Source organism: Calditrichota bacterium (genome assembly GCA_013112635.1).
GTDB lineage: Bacteria > Calditrichota > Calditrichia > Calditrichales > J004 > JABFGF01.
Map to the genome: position 1 here is coordinate 68851 of JABFGF010000014.1, position 17307 is coordinate 86157.

Genomic DNA, 17307 nt, shown 5'->3' on the forward strand with positions numbered 1-17307 from the left:
TTTATTTAGGTTTCTACGTAGAAGGGAGGGCAACTAATGAAAATATTTATTGGACGAACTAATATAGATTGCCTAAAAATATTAGGCAAATCAAAATGGAGTTACATTTTGTAAATTTTAACAGAGAAATATATTTCATATTATATGATTTATTGTAATATTAGAAATCTTCTTTTCATTTATAAAATTTACTTTAAAAATCTAACTAACGATTGAGGTGAAAAATAAAACCATTTACTGATTATATAAAATACTCTCTAAAAGACATGCAAGAGCGATCAGAAAAATTTTATTCTGAAATTAATAAACGTCGCTCCATTAGAGATTTTTCCGATGAAGCAGTTGATAATTCAATTATTGAAAACTGCATAAAGTCTGCAGGAACAGCGCCAAGTGGAGCACATCTTCAACCATGGCATTTTGTTGCTGTTTCCAATAGTGAAATAAAAAAGAAAATCCGGGAAGCTGCTGAAAAGGAAGAATATGAATTCTATCATGGTCGTGCATCTGAAGAGTGGCTGGATGATCTGAAACAATTTAAAACAAATGAACACAAACCATTTCTGGAAACAGCACCGTGGTTAATTGCAATTTTTGAAAAAAGATATGGTTTGAAAGATGAGGGTGAAAAGAAAAAGCATTACTATGTTACCGAGTCTGTTGGTATCGCAACCGGCATGCTGATTACGGCAATCCATAATGCCGGGTTAGTTTGCCTGACTCATACACCAAGCCCGATGAAGTTTTTAAATGAAATTCTGCAAAGGCCGGTAAATGAAAAACCATTTTTATTACTGGTTGTTGGGCATCCTGCAAAAGGCGCAATGGTGCCGGATAACAAACGAAAAGACATTAATGAAATTGCTACATTTCTTTAATAATGGACTTAATTCAAAAAGAAATATGAGTAGCTGTCAACCTGAATTCATTTCAGGTTCTATCACTAATTGGAAGGATACTGAACCAAGTTCAGTATGACGAAACACTTTAGGTTGTTTATTTGTATTTTACCGCTTTTAAAAACTTTGTAACAGCAGCCCAGTAATCCTTATGCTCCGGGAATTTTTCCCATAAGGCACGTGACCCATGCTGGCCATCTGTTTTGGGTAAAAAATTGGCTTTATCTTTTGAAGGAAGAGCTTTGTAAATGGCTTTCCAGTTTTTGTGTTCATCTTTGGCCGAGGTAATAAAAACAGGAACTTTGACCAACGCGGCATGTGTTGAGATATAATCAGATGGTTTACCTGCCTTTTTAAAATATTCACCGGGTGCAAAGGCCAACATCGCAGTAATTTTGTTTTGGTTGGTTGCTGTAAGCACAAAAGACAACGCTGCCGAATATGAACTACCCCAAATAAAAAGCTTATTTGGTTTAAGATTAGTTGTCGCGTAATCCAATGCTGCCTGCATATCCTGAAAAGCATCAATATACTCAGTATTTTTACCAGCTTCTTTTGCCCGTTGATTGGTTTCGTTAATAACTTCGTTTACTTCATTTCCCGAGCGCTGATCAATTGCCAGGCAATTAAATCCCATTTCATTTAATTTTGGCGCAATCTCCTTATACTCGCCTCTGCTCCAGCCGGCCTGATGAAATAAAATTATTAACGGGGCATTTTCTGCCTGAAGGTAATAATCAGCGGTTATCAGTAATCCATCCTGCGATTCAAACTGAATAGTTTCCGGATTAGCTGAAGAAATTGAAACGAATAATAAAGAAAGAAATAAAATACGCATTGGAATCTCTCCTAATATTTACTGGTTGAAAATATAACTAAAATTACTCATTAATTATTTTCAAGTTTCAAAAAAGTATAAAATTATTGGTAAAGCCTGTTTATTTATGACCGACAAAAAATATCTTGATGTTAGCAAAAAAACCATAATGAAAAGGAAATGGCAGTTATGAAAATAGTAGTTACGGGTGGAGCAGGATTTATTGGGAGCCATATTGTAGAGCATTGGCTTAGTGAAGGCGCAGAAGTTCATATTCTTGATAACTTTAGAAGCGGTAGAAAGGAAAATGTTGATTTATTTCCAGAAGCACAATTTAATGAAGGCAGCATAACGGACAGAGAATTTGTATTTAAGGTTTTAAAAAATACTGATTATGTACATCATTTAGCGGCAATGATTTCTGTACCGGAGTCGATGGACAAGCCATTAGAATGCGTTGACATAAATGTTAATGGTTTAATTAATATTCTTGATGCAGCACGTGAGCACGGTATAAAAAAAGTTGTCCATAGCAGTTCGGCAGCGGTTTATGGCGATAATCCGGTTTCACCCAAAACGGTAGATATGCGGCCGGAACCACTTTCACCTTATGGAATTACAAAGTTGGATGGTGAATATTATTTAAAACTTTACAACGATACATTTAATACCGGCACAGCATCTTTGCGCTATTTTAATGTATTTGGCCCAAGGCAAGATCCTAAAAGCCAATATGCTGCAGCCATTCCTATTTTTGTGCATAAGGCATTAAAAAACGAAAATTTAATGATTTTTGGAGATGGTGAACAAACACGCGATTTTGTATTTGTAAAAGATGTTGTACAGGCAAATATCCTGGCAGCAACCAAGCCTGAAGCAACAGGCGTTTACAATGTGGCTAATGGTCATTCGATCACTATCAAAGAGCTATGTGAATTGATTATTGAAACGACAGAGAGTAAAAGTAAAATCGTTTTTGCTGATCCCAGACCGGGCGATATTAAGCACAGCCTGGCCTCAGTTGATCTTACCAAAAAAGAACTGGGATTTGATCCGAAGTTTGATTTAGTAAATGGAATGCGGGAAACGATAAAATATTTTATGCAATTGTTTGGTTAAATAATGGCATTTCCAATTATCCAAGCTAATTACAATTTTGAATGCACAATGTGCGGCAATTGCTGTACTGGAGACCAAAAAGTTAATCTCAATTTATTTGATTTGTATAAGATGGCATTATATGAAAAATATGAAAATACCAGGCAGCTTTTTGATAATGAAACTGTTTATCTTGTAAAAACACAAAATGATGCCTGGCAGCCACAAATAAAATTCAGAGCACTTCCATCAAATAAGTTTAATAAGAAGTCTATTAAATTTTGCCCCTTTTTAATAAATGACCTGAATGATCAAAATAATCTGAAAGGACTGTGCTGTTTACATCCGCAAAAAAAACCATTAATCTGTTCAATGGCCCCGGTTGGTAGAGTTTTAGATTTAAAAGATGATTCTGAAAAATTTGTTTTTGTAAAACCTGCACCGGATTGCCCGGGTGTGGAAAGTAAAAAAATCCATTATCTTGATGACATTAAAAATAATCTTACAGCCGAATTAGAGTATGAAAAACGATTCTTTAAAATTCTGGACTCTTTAAAAAAAGATCATCAAAAGGCATTTTATTTACAGGAACTTTATTCCTTCAAAGCCACTGAAAACTTTGAAAAAATCTTAACCATTTTAGAACAAAAATTCGCTCAATAAAATCCTCAGAAATTTGAACAGCCATCAGAAATCTGATACTATTTTTTCATGATTGTCGGTTTAAATTTCCGTTTACTTCCTCAAAATACCTTTCATCAATTATGGCATAATAATTGGTACTTCTCTACCATGATTATCCCAACATAAATAATCCTACAAAATAAATGAGCAAGTTAATTGCTGATAAAATAAAAAGGTTCAATATGGCCAAGATCATTTCACCATCATTTGCAATATTTTTTTTGCTGCTCACTTTTTGTACGGGTCCAAATGATTCAATTCAAAATGGTTCATTCATACTTGATGATTCTTTTACCGTGCATTATCAGGATACTCTTTTTAATGAACCGGAAAATATCCGGATATCTTTTGATGAGGTTTTTGAAGATTCCCGTTGTCCTGAAAATGTGGTTTGCCTTTGGGCAGGAAATGCGAAACTTGGCTTAACACTCTCCCAAAACCAAACAAAATTTCCATTTGAATTAAATTCTCACGGAGGTGTGCGATTTCCAAAAGATACAACACTTCTTAGCTACAAAATTGCTTTATTGGATGTTAAACCTTATCCACATACGGACAGCACCTATACAGAAGAAGATTATTCAGCTACAATAATTGTTTCAAAAACAACCGGACTTTAAATGAAATATTTTTGAAAGGAAAAGAAATGACAAAGCTAAGTATTGTTCTAATTTTTGCACTGATCTTTATCGGGTGCTCAAGTTCTTTGGATTCGCAGGAAGATGAAAACACAAATCATAAACTGCAGATTACTTTTAAAAATGTTTCATCACAGAACCTGCAAAATTTAATTGTAGCAGATAAAACTATTGGAACTCTTCTTGCCAATTCTTCTTCCGGGGCAATTGCATTTGATAACTTTGGATTTGATACCGGAATGGTTGATGAAGATATAAGTGTGGAAGTTAATGGCGAGGAGCTTAATAACCATGAACGAGGTTTCTGGTGTGGAACGGAAAAGGTAACTACTGATTCCGGAAAATATACAATCAAACTGGATATCAATGAATATGGTTTAGTTATTTATTGTGAGAATGCACCAACAATTTTTGATAATCCATAAAACGGTATAAATAATTTTTCAACTTGGGGGAGCAAAAAATGATTCGCTATATTTTAGTAACAATAATTTTACCAATCAGTTTATTTGCACAGTTTATTTCAATTAAATCCATACCTGTAGTAACGGGCGATCAGTTTCTTTTGTACCCATCGCAAAATCTGGCTATGGGCAATGTATCTGTTGCAATCGATGATCCTCTGCTTGATGTATTTAATAATCCGGCTAAGGGCAACAGGATAACCGGCCTGACACTGTTTTTTCAACCGACATTTTATACTGTCTCGAATAACTTGGGTGGAGCGCGCACTTTGCCTGGAACTTTGTTCATAAAAAGGGGGGATTGGTTTTCTGTAATATCCGCATCATTTCAACAACTGGAAGCAGCCAATCTAACCAATCCAAACCGTTTTACTTTTCAGGATTCTAAACCGGGTGACCGTTATTCAACAAACCGCTATGCCTTTTTTAGCATCGGTACAAAACTGCCCTGGGAAAATTTTTCTGTGGGTGGAAGTTTGTACTGGTCGGATTTAAGTGCGGTTGGCGGTGTGGACTTGTTGTATAACCAAAGTACGAACATCAGTCAAAATGGTGATATTTATGAGTTGCGTGGCGGATTGTTTTATGAAGATGATTATTCCAGTTTTGAATTGGTTGGTTTATACAATAATTATGAAATGCTGCATGAAGTGACCTATAGGGATTTTTTCTGGCGCGAAGATATTAATGTCTGGGCAGAGGACATGCGTATCGAAAACAATTTGGATCATACTGATACGTATGGCGCCCATGTTGCCTACAAAGAAAAGATAAACAAAGAAGGTCCGCAGATTGGTGCAATGGCAACTGTAAACTGGAAAACGCATCCCAAAATCCCAAACTATGAAATAATGAATATCCCGCGTGATCCCGGAAATACCTGGGCGTATAATTTTGGTATCGGCATTGGAGTTGAAAATGAAAAAACACGTTTTGGCCTGGATTTTATTTTCGAGCCTGTTTGGAGCAATACCTGGGCAAACGCTGAGGAAGAAATCGATTTGGGGAATGGCCGCAAAATTTTGCCCGGACAGAAAACAATCGAAAATAATTTTACTTTTAATAACTGGATTGGCCGGATTGGCATAAATAAAATTTATTCATCTTATGATTTTAGTGCCGGATTGGAAATAAACAGCCGTCGATATAACCTGGATCAGTTTGACTATATTCAGCAATCCAACCGCAGCCAGGAAGAAAACTGGACTGAGTACACATGGAGCTGGGGGATTGCTCTTCATTTCAGCCGTTTCAATTTAAGATATAATGGTCGTCTCATTACTGGTTCCGGCATTCCTTCAATTAACCAGGGTTGGGGTTGGGTAACTTTTGATAATGCCCGAATGGCGGCCTCTGATATTATTGCAGCGCCTGCCGGTAGTTTAACAACAGATTTCCAAAAAGTTTTTACCCACCAGTTTGTCATCCAGATTCCTTTGAGTGGAGAATAAAATGTTGAAAAAAGTAACAGGTTTGTTAGCCGCTTTTGTGATTTTATTTTCTGGATGCTCTGAAAATCCGGGTAGCCCATATACTGAAAAATATATTACAAAGTCTGTTGATCCGGTTCATGCCAATATTCAAAATCCGAAAGAGCGCTGGCAGGCTTACCAATTAGAAGATTATATGATTAGCTACAGCAATAATTGCTACTGTATCTGGGGTGGCAGGGAATTTAAGGTTGCAGTGCGAAATAATAAAATTGTTGAAGTTTTTGATCCGCGCGGTGAGGTGATTGTTGATACAAGTGAATATAACTGGTACCGAACAATTGATCAGATGTTTGAGCTTACAGAATCAATTAATCCTGACAGTGTTTATTATTTTAGAGCTGAATATGATAGCTTGTATGGCTTTCCGGACAATGTCTGGGTAGATTATGACAGCCTGATCGCTGACGAAGAGTTTGGCTTTTGGGTAGGTTCTCTGGAAGAAATAATTAAGTTCAATTAATGTAATATGTTCTTTACTATTTTGGTTTTAACTTGAAAACAGGTTGTCATCCTGATTGGAACAGGGTGGAGAGAAGGATCCCATTGACCAATTGGATTCTTCGTTCCACTCAGAATGACAACCATAAATAGGTTATCTATGAAAAATTTTTTATTTCTACTACTAATATCTTTCACTGCTTATTTCTGCTCGACAAATACAACTGATCCGGTAGAAGAAGAATCCATTATTGGGGAATGGGATTGGGTTGTTTCAACCGGTGGAATTGCTGGGTGGACTATAACGCCTTTTTCCACAGGCGTTAATTGGTCTTATTCATTTTATGCTGACTCAACAGTTGTTTTTGCCAAAAATGATACGGCTGTACTTACATCGAAATTCAGAATAATAGAAGACACTTTAAAAATTGATGCTACACCAATTGATCAGATAATAAAAATTGAAAATGACAAGCTTACCATGAGAGAAGACTGCATAGATTGTTATGAGCATGTGTATCAGCGCAACACAAGCTCCTCAAACAATATTATCATAGTTGATGATTTAGCTTTGATCGATTTAAAAGGCGACCCGGTTCAATTAAACAGTGTTTCGATTTCAGATGATATTTTAAGTTTATCCGTTTCTTATAGTGGCGGTTGTGAAGAACATGAATTTGGTTTGTTTGCAGGCAAAGCTTTTATGAAATCCAATCCGGTACAGGCACAAGTTATACTTGCCCATGATGGTAATGGTGACAGCTGCGAAGCCTGGATAACAGAAACTTTGAATTTTAATTTATCACCAATTAAAAAAGTGTATCAAAATTCCTATGGCGCCTCGGGCTCGATGTATTTGCGAATTTCCACAGCATCGGATTCAACAGTTTTTCAACCTATGCCGCTTTATTTATTTTAAATAGCAAAGGAGGAAGAGTGAAGTTAAAACAATATATGCTTTTGCTGATTTTTTTTCTGGCTCATAATTGCTCAAACTCCGTTGGAAATGATGTTATTACAAAAGAAGGGATTGTAATTTGGGAAGGATCGTATGCAGTCGATGGTTGTGGCTTTTCAATTGAGATAGAAGACAAAATTTATAAACCAGAGAATGAAGAAATAATTTCAGTTGATTTCACAATATCCCATAGAACACAAGCTATAATTCGATTTGAATATCTTCATAAAGAACTGGAATATTCTTGTGGTTTTTCAGGACCCCAATTACGAGAAGGAATAAAACTAATAGCAGTTTCAAAAATTTAGTAAGGCTCTCGAAATGATTAATGGTGACTGATGGAGGTTCAAAATATATAAAGGATGCCCCCTTCGTCTGCGCTCAGGGTGAAGCATTAAAAGGGAAAGTACGAGATGTGTTCTTCATGGTGAGCGGAGACGAACCATTTTTTATTTATTAATACGAGTGGAAAGAAAGTGAAATTCAGAGTTCTTCAAAGGTGTTAAAATGAAACAAATGATAGTAATACTATTTTTAGGAATAAGCATTATCATGTCTTCAAAGCAAGATAAAAATTTTGAAATACGGCCGGTCTATTCAGTGGATTCTGTTGAAGTGTTAAAATCGGCTAATGAAGAAATCTTGCTGAAAACAATATCGACCGCCCCAAATCCATGTTATGAGTTTTCTCATATTGATCTGGATGAAACAAATATTGCCAGCAATGAAATCTGGGTAACAGTTTTTGCAAAAAAAGATAAAAGTGTAAACTGTATTTCAGTAATTGGAAAAATGGAAGCAGAGTTTACTCTAATCGTTCCCAAAACGGGCGCATATAAAGTTGTATTTAAAGGGAAAACCAAAAATCTGGAAAAATATATTGAGGTAAAATAAAATGAAAAAGCTTATTTTAATCGCAGCCATGGCTTTGATATTTTCCCTGAAAAATACTTATGCCCAAGATGGAAATCAAAGATTTTTAACAAAGGCTGGTTCGTATACGCTCACCATAAAGAACTGGTCCTTCATCCCGAGCGAAGACGAGGGATATTTGTAAAATGAAATATTTTAAAAATACATCTTTAAAAATCAGAATCCTGATTACCTTCACCGCAATCACCATTTTGCTGGTGGCGATTATGGCACGGGTAAGTTACGAATCTGTAAAAGAAAACTATTTGCAACAGGCCGGTGAACATGTGAAAATGCTAAGTACATATATGGCCAAATCGCTGGATGTAAAGTACCTGGACTTCATTTCTTCTTCTAAAAATAATCTTGCCGATGAAGTTTATCACAAGTTCCTTGTAGGCCATGTTCAAAAAAGCGGTGTGGAAAACGCCTTCATTTTTGATAAGAGCCTTGCCTTGCTGGCAACTGCTAAAGCCGGAATTTCCTCCTCGCAATTGAAGCTGAACCAGAATGAAATATTGTTAGTTTCACCTGGGGCAAGTGGCGTCTCTGTTCCATTTTCCAACAAAGAGGGACATTGGTTTATCTGGGGTTTTTACCGAATTGATGATAATTTTTATCTTGGGATTGAAGAAAACGCTTCACGCCTGGAGACATTAAATCAGCTAAGCCGCATATTTTTTGGAATTGGGTTGGCGGGTATTATTTTAACAATCATTGCCGGATGGTTTATTGCAAGGTCAATCGCTGAACCTGTAGATAAATTGGTTGATTACAGCAAAGAGATCGGCGCCGGTAATTTTAAGGCTGTTCCACCTAAAAAAATAAATGGTGAGTTTTCAATCCTCAACAAAAGTATGCAGCAAATGCAAAATGACTTAGAAACGCAAAACAAAGAACGCGAACAGATGCTTGCTCAGATTGCTCATGAAATTAGAAATCCATTGGGAGGAATTGAACTACTTAGTGGGCTTGTAAAAGAAAATCTTTCAAACGATGATCCTTCCCAAATGCACCTGAAAAAGATTATTGAAGAGGTTCACGGTTTAAAAGAACAACTAAATTTATTTCTGGAATACAGCAAACCGCAAAAGGTTGATAAGGAAAATGTAAATTTAAATATACTTGCAAAAGAGGTTGAAGATAATTTTTTAGCTGAACTTAAACAGAAGAACATTGAGTTTAGAATTGAAAATCAACTGGAAACAATTTCATTTGACCGGGGCCATTTGAAGCAGACACTGGTAAATTTGGTTTCTAATAGTATCGATGCTGTTGATAATAATGGCCAGATTGTTTTCTCATCAATCCGCCAAAATGGATCGAGCATGTTACAAATAAAAGATAATGGGTCAGGCATTGATGAGCAAAAAATGAAAGATATTTTCAGGCCTTTTTATACAAGCAAAGCCAACGGTACAGGTTTGGGATTGGCTATTTGCCGGAAATTATGTTTAGCAAACAATGCTGAACTGCTGATGAAAAATAATGATTCAAAAGGCTGTAGTTTTTTTTTATGGGTTAAAAACTAAAAATGTTTTTAATGTAAAAAGCTCAGTGAATATCTGTGTTAATCAGTGGCTAATTAGAAATTAAATTATGAAATCAAAAAAAATAATAATTGTAGAAGATAACGAAACTATGCGTTTGGGTATGAGCGAAACCCTGCGCCGCGAAGGCTATGAAATAAGTGATTTTGCTGATGCCCAGGAGGCCTTAAGCCATTTTAAGAATAATCCCACGCCTCTTATTATTTCCGATTTGCGCATGGACAAGATGGATGGCATGGAGCTTCTACAGAAAATAAAAGATGAAGATACCAGGCCCGAATTTATTATTGTTTCGGCTTATGGCACGGTTGAAACAGCTGTAAAAGCCATGCATTTGGGCGCTGCCGATTTTATGACAAAACCGTTTTCCAATGAAGAATTGCGCATCCGGGTACGAAAAATTTTTGAAAAGCTTGCGGCAAGAAATGAGTTTGAAAAACTTCAGGAGCAAAATCTTTATTTAAATGAAGAACTGTCCCGCGCGTATCCGGAAATTATTGGGCAATCTCCTGTTATGCAGGATTTGTTTGAAATGGTTGAAAAGGTTGCGGCTGGTGAAAGCACAATAATAATTGAAGGCGAAAGCGGAACAGGCAAAGAACTTGTAGCACGTGCAATTCATCGCAGAAGCAAACGGTGTGACAAACCATTTGTACGAGTAAATTGTGGCGCGTTGAATGATAACCTTTTGGAAAGCGAATTATTTGGCCATGAAAAAGGCGCTTTTACCGGGGCAATCCGTCAGCGAAAAGGACGTTTTGAATTAGCTGAAGGGGGCACGTTATTTTTAGATGAGATTGGTGATATTTCTCTAACAATGCAGGTAAAGCTTTTGCGTGTATTGCAAGAAAAAGAATTTGAACGTGTGGGTGGTGAAGAGACTATCCAGACCGATGTGCGAATAATTTCTGCAACCAATAAAAATTTACATGAGGCCGCGTCTCAAAATAATTTTAGGGAAGATTTGTATTACCGGCTTAGCGTGATTCCCATTAAACTGCCCGCATTACGAGAACGCAAAGAAGACATCGCTTTATTGACCCGTTTTTTCATTGACAAAATTAATAGTGACACAGATCGTTCTTTTTCTCCTGCGGCAATTGAAGCCATGATGGCTTATTCCTGGCCTGGTAATATCCGGGAGCTGGAAAACCTGGTTGAAAGGTTGTTGGTAATTTCAAATGAAAAAGAAATATCAATGCAAACAATTGCCCGTTACCTGGGGAATAATATTTCAAATTCCGAAAATTATGATGGAATTCCTTTGGATGATGCACTATTCAAGTTTGAAAAAAATCTAATCCAGCATGCAATGAAAAAATCGGATGGCATAAAAAACAGGGCTGCCAAACTTTTAGGGATTGGTACAAGCTCGCTTTATTATAAGCTGGAGAAGTATAAGTTGTTGTAAATAGTGTATAACCCACTCCTAACCCCTCCCAAGAGGGGAATAGTGTGTGACGGGTGGGTCTAATACAAAATTACTGTTTGGAGTGTTTATGAAAATCGTTTTAATAATTAGTTTTTTAATATCAATTGTTTCTGCACAGGAAATATCTACTCAGGAAGCAAAGTTGATGACACTGGAAAAGTCTTATTCCATAGAAAAAAGCAAACTGGATTCCATCAACAATGTCCTTCAAACTCAAATCGATGAGCTGGATTTATTAAAAAAGGCTGAACAGAGAGATGAGGATAAAATTGCTCTTTTTATGTCCCGGGCTCACTCAGTTTCAAAGCTGGCAGATTCGCAAACTGAAGTTGTAACAAATCTTGCAGTACAAATTAAAAAACACCGAATAATTTTGTACAACAGATATTCAGCAGCCATCGATTCTTTGGCAGATGAGCAGAAACAAAATGATGAAGGTAAACTTAAGGAGCTTAATTATAAACGTTCACTGGTTTCCCCGGCTTTGCCGCTTTTTTCTTTTGATCCGGTTTTGATTGAACGGATTGACTTAGCCAACACCGAAAACAGTTTGGAAAAATCCATTCATCATGATTATTTAACAAACGCGTTGTCAGAAATTGATTCGAATATTAAAGTGCTTAACAGAAAAAAAGATGAAGTTTCTACAATGATCCGCCTTAATGAACAAACCGAAGATTTTATTGATGACCTGGATGGAACGCAATTTTTTAGCAGTATTGAGTTTGAATCGCAAAATAAAAGCAATTTCAGATTTGAACAATCTGATCATAGCGGAGCTGGTTTTGGAGTGGTAGGCGAGTCTGACAAAATAATTCAGTTATACGACCAATTGCAGCCTGTGATGGGTGAGTTGATTGAAGCACCAGGTATAACCAATACCGATTCTCTTGCTTCGGATGAGTATCTTAAACTGTTGCAAGGAACAGAAAAAACCCTGAAATTGTACAGGAAATTAATCCAAGATAAAATGGATCGCGATTAACTGCTAATTGGCTTTTCCTGTGAAATTAAAAAGTTTTCTCTTCTTATCGATTTTTCTTTTTTTTAATCCGCAAAATATATCCGCACAACAAAATAATACTAAGGTTAAAGCAGGGTTCGAATCTGGTAGAATAAATACAGAACGTTTTGGAGACGGCCTTTTTTTCAGACCTTTTGTAAAAATAAACGGGCGCAAAAAATTTAATAAATCTCTTCTTAAGATTAAGGCTCATGCCTCGTCTGAAATTATGAATTTGCAAAACAACGTTCGTGGAATACACCTATTGGCAAATATTGAATATGCCATTAATATTGGACGTGGAATTTTTTTGATAAGCGGGGCTGCCAAAAACCAGGTTCATTTTATTCAATCCCAAAAGAAACAACAGTTTAACGAAATTAATTTAAGATTCCGTTATTCACATAATTTATCGAAGATGTTTTCATTGCAGTTTAAAGAGCAGTTTATTTTCCGTGAGCAAAAAGGAGCTTCAAAAAATGCTTTATCTAAAAACATTTTGCAATCAGATTTGGGAATAAAAACTAAATCGGGAAGTATTTTGAAACTGGGCTTTTTTTATGAAAAAAATGCTTTTGATTACCAGCAAACTAAAATTATAGAACATACACGATCCGGACCATCATTGGAGTATAATCATAAAAAACGATTTATTTTAAACTTAGCTTATAAATATGGGTTCTTTCAAAATAGTATAGTGCGTGACCAGCAAATAAATGTTCTGGCAGGAAAATATCTAACTCGTAAAGTGTCGGTTTTCTTTTTTGTCTATTACCTGTGGCGAATAAAGGAAGGTATTAACTCGGATAAGCTTGAATACAATCCATTGGAAAGTTATAACAATGTTTCATTGAAACTGGGCTATGATCTAAAAGATAAAACGCATCTTTACAGTAAGCTACTCCATGAAGAGCAGGAAATTTTTCAGCGTGGCAGTAAACTGTCTACTTTCCAGGTTATGCTGGGCGTACAGCAAAGCTTTTGATTGAGAATTGTAAGATTGATGATTGAAAGATTGGATCTTTCTATTAAATGAGAATTTACTTTGTATGTTGGATAATTCATAAAATACAAAGTTGAGGATGGTACGAAGTCGCCATTGGAAAAATAGAGTAAAATCCTCTGTGATCTCTGCGGTAAATAAATAATCTTTTCAACACTTCTTACTTTAAAATTTCATTAATTTTCTGCAGCTCTTCATCCGAAAAAGCCAGATTATCCAAAGCTGCAACACAATCCTCAATTTGCTCAACTTTGCTTGCACCGATTATAGTTGAAGTCATGCCGGTTAAACGCAGGTTCCAGGCAAGCGCCATTTGGGCCAGAGTTTGTCCACGCTTTACAGCCAACTTGTTCAGGGCATTTACAATGGCCAGTTTTTTTACGCTGATATCTGCTTCGCTGAGGTAACCATGTTCTTTTGCTGCACGTGAGTTGGCCGGGATGCCGCCAAGGTATTTGTTGGTTAGCAGGCCTTGGGCCAACGGAGAAAAAGAAATACAGCCAATGCCATCATGATCCAAAACCTTCATTAAATCCTTTTCAACCCAGCGCTCAAACATGTTGTACTTGGGTTGATGAATAAGGCAGGGTGTTCCAAGTTTCTTAAGAATTTTTGAAGCCTGTTTTGTTTGCTCTGCATTATAGGAAGAAATCCCAACATAAAGAGCTTTCCCGGAACGTACAATCTGATCAAGCGCAGACATGGTTTCCAATAATGGCGTTTCCGGATCGGGGCGGTGATGGTAGAAAATATCCACATAATCCAACCCCATTCTTTTCAGGCTTTGGTCCAGGCTGGCAATCAGGTATTTACGCGACCCAAAATCGCCATAAGGCCCGGGCCACATATCCCAGCCGGCTTTGCTGGAAATTATCAGTTCATCACGGTGGCTATTAAAATCTTCTTTCAGGATTTTTCCAAAATTGCTCTCCGCACTTCCCGGCGCCGGACCGTAATTATTTGCCAGGTCAAAATGGGTAATACCTAAGTCAAATGATTTGTGGATCATTTTTCTGCCGGTTTCAAAATCATCCACATCGCCAAAGTTATGCCATAAACCAAGGGAAATGGCCGGCAGTTTTAAGCCGCTTTTTCCACAGCGGTTGTAAGGCATGTTTGCATAACGGGATGGATTGGGATTGTAGGTCATTTGGTTTCCTTTTTAAAAGAGATTGTCCTGGCAATAACTTATGTATTTTTGGAATAACATAAAAAAAATGTTAAAATAAAAATCCCGCCTGTAAAAAGGCGGGATTAACGGAAACCTGTCTGCTTTGTCTCTCGTCGAAAAGAATTCAATAGGCAGGTTTTCTTATTTTATTAGAAGCATACGTTTTATCTCTGAAAATCTTTTACCACTTTCCAATCCTTTGGCAGTAAACCTGTAAATATATATGCCGCTTGACAGATTTGAACCATCAAAAATTGATGTAAAATGTCCGCTTTCTTTATTACCTTCCTCAAGTGTTGCAATTTCTTTTCCTCGTATATTAAAAACCTTAAGAGAAATATCACTTAACTCAGGCAATGAAAATGATATTTTTGTTTCAGGATTAAAAGGATTTGGATAATTATGACTAAGTGAATATTTGTCAACTATTGTAATTTCATCACGATTTTCACTAATTTTCCAGAAATAATTTGTTGTACCTTCGATTTCATCTTCATTACTGTATAATGATAATTTCCCCTGAGAATCATAAGCTTGTACCTTGTAATGTATTGTAAACTCAGGATCAAACTTACCGGGCTGTTCAACTGTTACATCTGTCCAGGAGTGAGTTGTTAAAGAGGAGTTATGAGTTACTGTGGCAACCACAGCCCATCCCGTTTCTCCTTCTATCATTTTAGATATTTTATAAGATTGCATGTCGGGTTCATTATTCGTTTCCCAGGTTAGACGAGGATTACTACCAACCCAAGCAGCTTCCAGGTTATAAGGTATTGCTGGAGCCAAAGCCTGACTTCCAGAGGAGTTCACTGCAATATTTACTGTATATTGATGTGTACTACTATTATATCCAACAATTTCAAAACCTATATTGCTGTCACTTCCATCATCTTTTCGTGTACTTGGGTTAGTCCATTTAGTAAAAACTTTTTTATAATTTAGACTAAACAAATCTTCCTGGTCCCCTAACCTGTCATTTGAGTGATATCGCCGTCTTTTCATTTTATTTGGATCAGGATCTGTATCCGGCCTTAGACATTCATAGTCATAATAGGTTGTTGTACCTGCTGTAGCAGTTATCAAATCCCGTTCATCAAATCCTGAATTTTCATTTGGTGTTCCAGGGGCAATCAGATCATCAAGTCTGTCAGATGGTGTCGAAGCCCCTTCAATTACATCCCAATCAAATAGTCCTTCCGCGGTTTCTATATCAACTTGCGAACGAGTTGGCCAATCAAAATCTTCTTCTGAAACATGATATACGATAATTCCTTTTGAAATGTCGTGACCAAGCATATTATCTATTATCATTGGATTTGCCCCGGAATAAGCATTTGTTGAATGATAGTTTTCAAGCAGATAATATTCCTCTAAATATCCTGAGCCATTGTATGCAACTGGAATTATTATAGCATTATTTGTAGAACTTAAATGTGTTTCATTAAAAGAAACATTATTTGTGTTTGACCCCACAATTATTGGGTCCAGCCAACCTAGCCTATACCTTTCATATGCACTAAATTGATATCCATCACCTCTTGTCATTAAACCAAATTTTCGAATGTTACCATATCCATCATTTCTCCCGTCAAAATGGCTCCCTGTATTTCCATTAATGATTCCAAATTGATGGTGACCGATTTCATGGGCACTAACGGCCATAGTTTTACGCGCTCCGAATTTACTTGCGTGAAAACCAGTCACACCATTACTCGAGGTAATGCCAATACCATCTTTTGTAACTGTACCACTAAAACCTAAACCAGCATAACCACCAACATTAGAACCAGATGTAATTGACTCTTCTTTCCAATAAATTAACATGAAATCTAATTTGCCATCTGCTGATATACCAGTTGCTGGATCAAAGGGGCGATAATCATGATCATAAAATGTCCCCCCGACTTTAAACTCCCAATTATCATATTCACGAAAATCCACATCAAAACCCATAGGATCATCAAGAATGTCAATAACATCTTCACTAACTTTTTTGTCACCTCTCCCAGCTATTTGGTAATACGCTCTATTCTGGCTTAATTTTATAAAGTAGACATCTCCAATTACTTGGAATGCACCCAAAGTTCCATTACCATCTCCGCCAGAAGAAAGATCATAGAATTTAGAAAAACTATCAGTTAAGTACAGATTGTTTGTAGGGATTTTTGAACTAACAAATAATGATGCCCAGTCTGGAATTGCATCTGCATCCGGCCAATGGGAACTCGTAAAATTGTCGTCAGCAAACATTACAAAAACAATTGGTATTTTTAAGGTTCCCGAGGCACTTATATTTTTTCCTCCTTCAATAATTCCTGTTGCGACACGCATACTTGCATTAATTGTGCCTACACTTTCCTCAATTACATCTGGACTAAGCTCTATTGTTTCCTCAGAATAAATACCAATAACAAAAACCAATAACAGAAATACAATAAGTCGTTTCTTCATGTCAATATCTCCTGTTTATTGAATAAATAGTATTATCTCTCTTTTAATTTTATTAAAATTGTTTATGCATACTTCCTCCACTTATTTATAGTTAGTATCAAATGATACCTTAATGAATTTTGTGTATTTTAAACCAAAATCTAAGGAGGTATCATTATGGATCAAAACCTTACCAAAAGGCTTCATTCCAAGTCTGTTAAAAACGCTATTGTTAATAATATTTCTCATGATTTCAACCTTACACCGATACTGGCTGAAGCTTACTTTAACCAGATTAAAAACTATTTCTTAGAACA

General features: G+C 36.4%; 19 protein-coding genes. 16 read left to right on the plus strand and 3 right to left on the minus strand.

From position 1 onward, the window contains the following. Positions 1-266: 266 nt before the first annotated feature. Positions 267-878 (plus strand): nitroreductase family protein, encoded by a 612-nt coding sequence (locus HND50_21175; GenBank protein ID NOG47764.1) that lies wholly within the window; start codon positions 267-269, stop codon positions 876-878. A 118-nt stretch (positions 879-996) separates the two neighbouring features. On the opposite strand, the gene HND50_21180 is transcribed toward HND50_21175, so the two are convergent. After that, a complete protein-coding gene (locus HND50_21180; protein ID NOG47765.1) occupies positions 997-1737 on the minus strand; it encodes an alpha/beta hydrolase in 741 nt (246 codons plus the stop codon). A 159-nt stretch (positions 1738-1896) separates the two neighbouring features. Here HND50_21180 and HND50_21185 point away from each other — a divergent pair, with 159 nt between their 5' ends. The 14 genes from HND50_21185 to HND50_21250 all read left to right on the plus strand — a co-directional run bounded on the left by HND50_21185 (position 1897) and on the right by HND50_21250 (position 13371). After that, entirely contained in the window at positions 1897-2835 is a 939-nt protein-coding gene (locus HND50_21185) for an SDR family oxidoreductase (GenBank protein NOG47766.1), read from the plus strand. A 3-nt stretch (positions 2836-2838) separates the two neighbouring features. Continuing rightward, positions 2839-3477 carry a hypothetical protein gene (locus HND50_21190; protein NOG47767.1) on the plus strand — a complete coding sequence of 213 codons (639 nt, stop codon included), beginning with the start codon at positions 2839-2841 and terminating at the stop codon, positions 3475-3477. Between the two features lie 164 nt (positions 3478-3641). Next, complete coding sequence (locus HND50_21195) at positions 3642-4118, plus strand: hypothetical protein (protein ID NOG47768.1); 477 nt, start codon at positions 3642-3644, stop codon at positions 4116-4118. Between the two features lie 26 nt (positions 4119-4144). Beyond that, positions 4145-4561 carry a hypothetical protein gene (locus tag HND50_21200; protein ID NOG47769.1) on the plus strand — a complete coding sequence of 139 codons (417 nt, stop codon included), beginning with the start codon at positions 4145-4147 and terminating at the stop codon, positions 4559-4561. A 38-nt stretch (positions 4562-4599) separates the two neighbouring features. Beyond that, positions 4600-6051 (plus strand): hypothetical protein, encoded by a 1452-nt coding sequence (locus tag HND50_21205; protein ID NOG47770.1) that lies wholly within the window; start codon positions 4600-4602, stop codon positions 6049-6051. Position 6052: 1 nt separating this feature from the next. Next, entirely contained in the window at positions 6053-6553 is a 501-nt protein-coding gene (locus HND50_21210; protein ID NOG47771.1) for a hypothetical protein, read from the plus strand. A 138-nt stretch (positions 6554-6691) separates the two neighbouring features. Beyond that, on the plus strand, positions 6692-7450 hold the full coding sequence (locus tag HND50_21215) for a hypothetical protein (GenBank protein ID NOG47772.1): 759 nt from the start codon (positions 6692-6694) through the stop codon (positions 7448-7450). 17 nt (positions 7451-7467) lie between these two features. Continuing rightward, positions 7468-7797 carry a hypothetical protein gene (locus tag HND50_21220; GenBank protein ID NOG47773.1) on the plus strand — a complete coding sequence of 110 codons (330 nt, stop codon included), beginning with the start codon at positions 7468-7470 and terminating at the stop codon, positions 7795-7797. 199 nt (positions 7798-7996) lie between these two features. Then, positions 7997-8383 carry a hypothetical protein gene (locus tag HND50_21225; protein NOG47774.1) on the plus strand — a complete coding sequence of 129 codons (387 nt, stop codon included), beginning with the start codon at positions 7997-7999 and terminating at the stop codon, positions 8381-8383. Position 8384: 1 nt separating this feature from the next. Next, positions 8385-8546: a hypothetical protein gene (locus HND50_21230; protein ID NOG47775.1), complete on the plus strand. Its 162-nt coding sequence runs from the start codon at positions 8385-8387 to the stop codon at positions 8544-8546. A 1-nt stretch (position 8547) separates the two neighbouring features. Next, on the plus strand, positions 8548-9933 hold the full coding sequence (locus tag HND50_21235; protein NOG47776.1) for a HAMP domain-containing histidine kinase: 1386 nt from the start codon (positions 8548-8550) through the stop codon (positions 9931-9933). A gap of 67 nt (positions 9934-10000) precedes the next feature. Beyond that, positions 10001-11362, plus strand: a complete 1362-nt coding sequence (locus tag HND50_21240) for a sigma-54-dependent Fis family transcriptional regulator (GenBank protein ID NOG47777.1) — start codon at positions 10001-10003, stop codon at positions 11360-11362. An 88-nt stretch (positions 11363-11450) separates the two neighbouring features. After that, positions 11451-12368 carry a hypothetical protein gene (locus HND50_21245; GenBank protein NOG47778.1) on the plus strand — a complete coding sequence of 306 codons (918 nt, stop codon included), beginning with the start codon at positions 11451-11453 and terminating at the stop codon, positions 12366-12368. A 19-nt stretch (positions 12369-12387) separates the two neighbouring features. Then, the gene (locus HND50_21250) at positions 12388-13371 is read left to right on the plus strand and encodes a hypothetical protein (GenBank protein NOG47779.1); all 984 of its coding nucleotides are present in this window, start codon (positions 12388-12390) and stop codon (positions 13369-13371) included. Between the two features lie 178 nt (positions 13372-13549). Here HND50_21250 and mgrA read toward each other — a convergent pair whose 3' ends face one another. Continuing rightward, positions 13550-14539, minus strand: a complete 990-nt coding sequence (gene mgrA, locus HND50_21255) for an L-glyceraldehyde 3-phosphate reductase (protein NOG47780.1) — start codon at positions 14537-14539, stop codon at positions 13550-13552. A 162-nt stretch (positions 14540-14701) separates the two neighbouring features. After that, the gene (locus HND50_21260; protein ID NOG47781.1) at positions 14702-17011 is read right to left on the minus strand and encodes a T9SS type A sorting domain-containing protein; all 2310 of its coding nucleotides are present in this window, start codon (positions 17009-17011) and stop codon (positions 14702-14704) included. 156 nt (positions 17012-17167) lie between these two features. On the opposite strand from HND50_21260, the gene HND50_21265 reads away from it, so the two are divergent. Further along, positions 17168-17307 (plus strand): hypothetical protein (locus tag HND50_21265; protein NOG47782.1); only part of this gene is annotated, 140 nt, incomplete at its 3' end.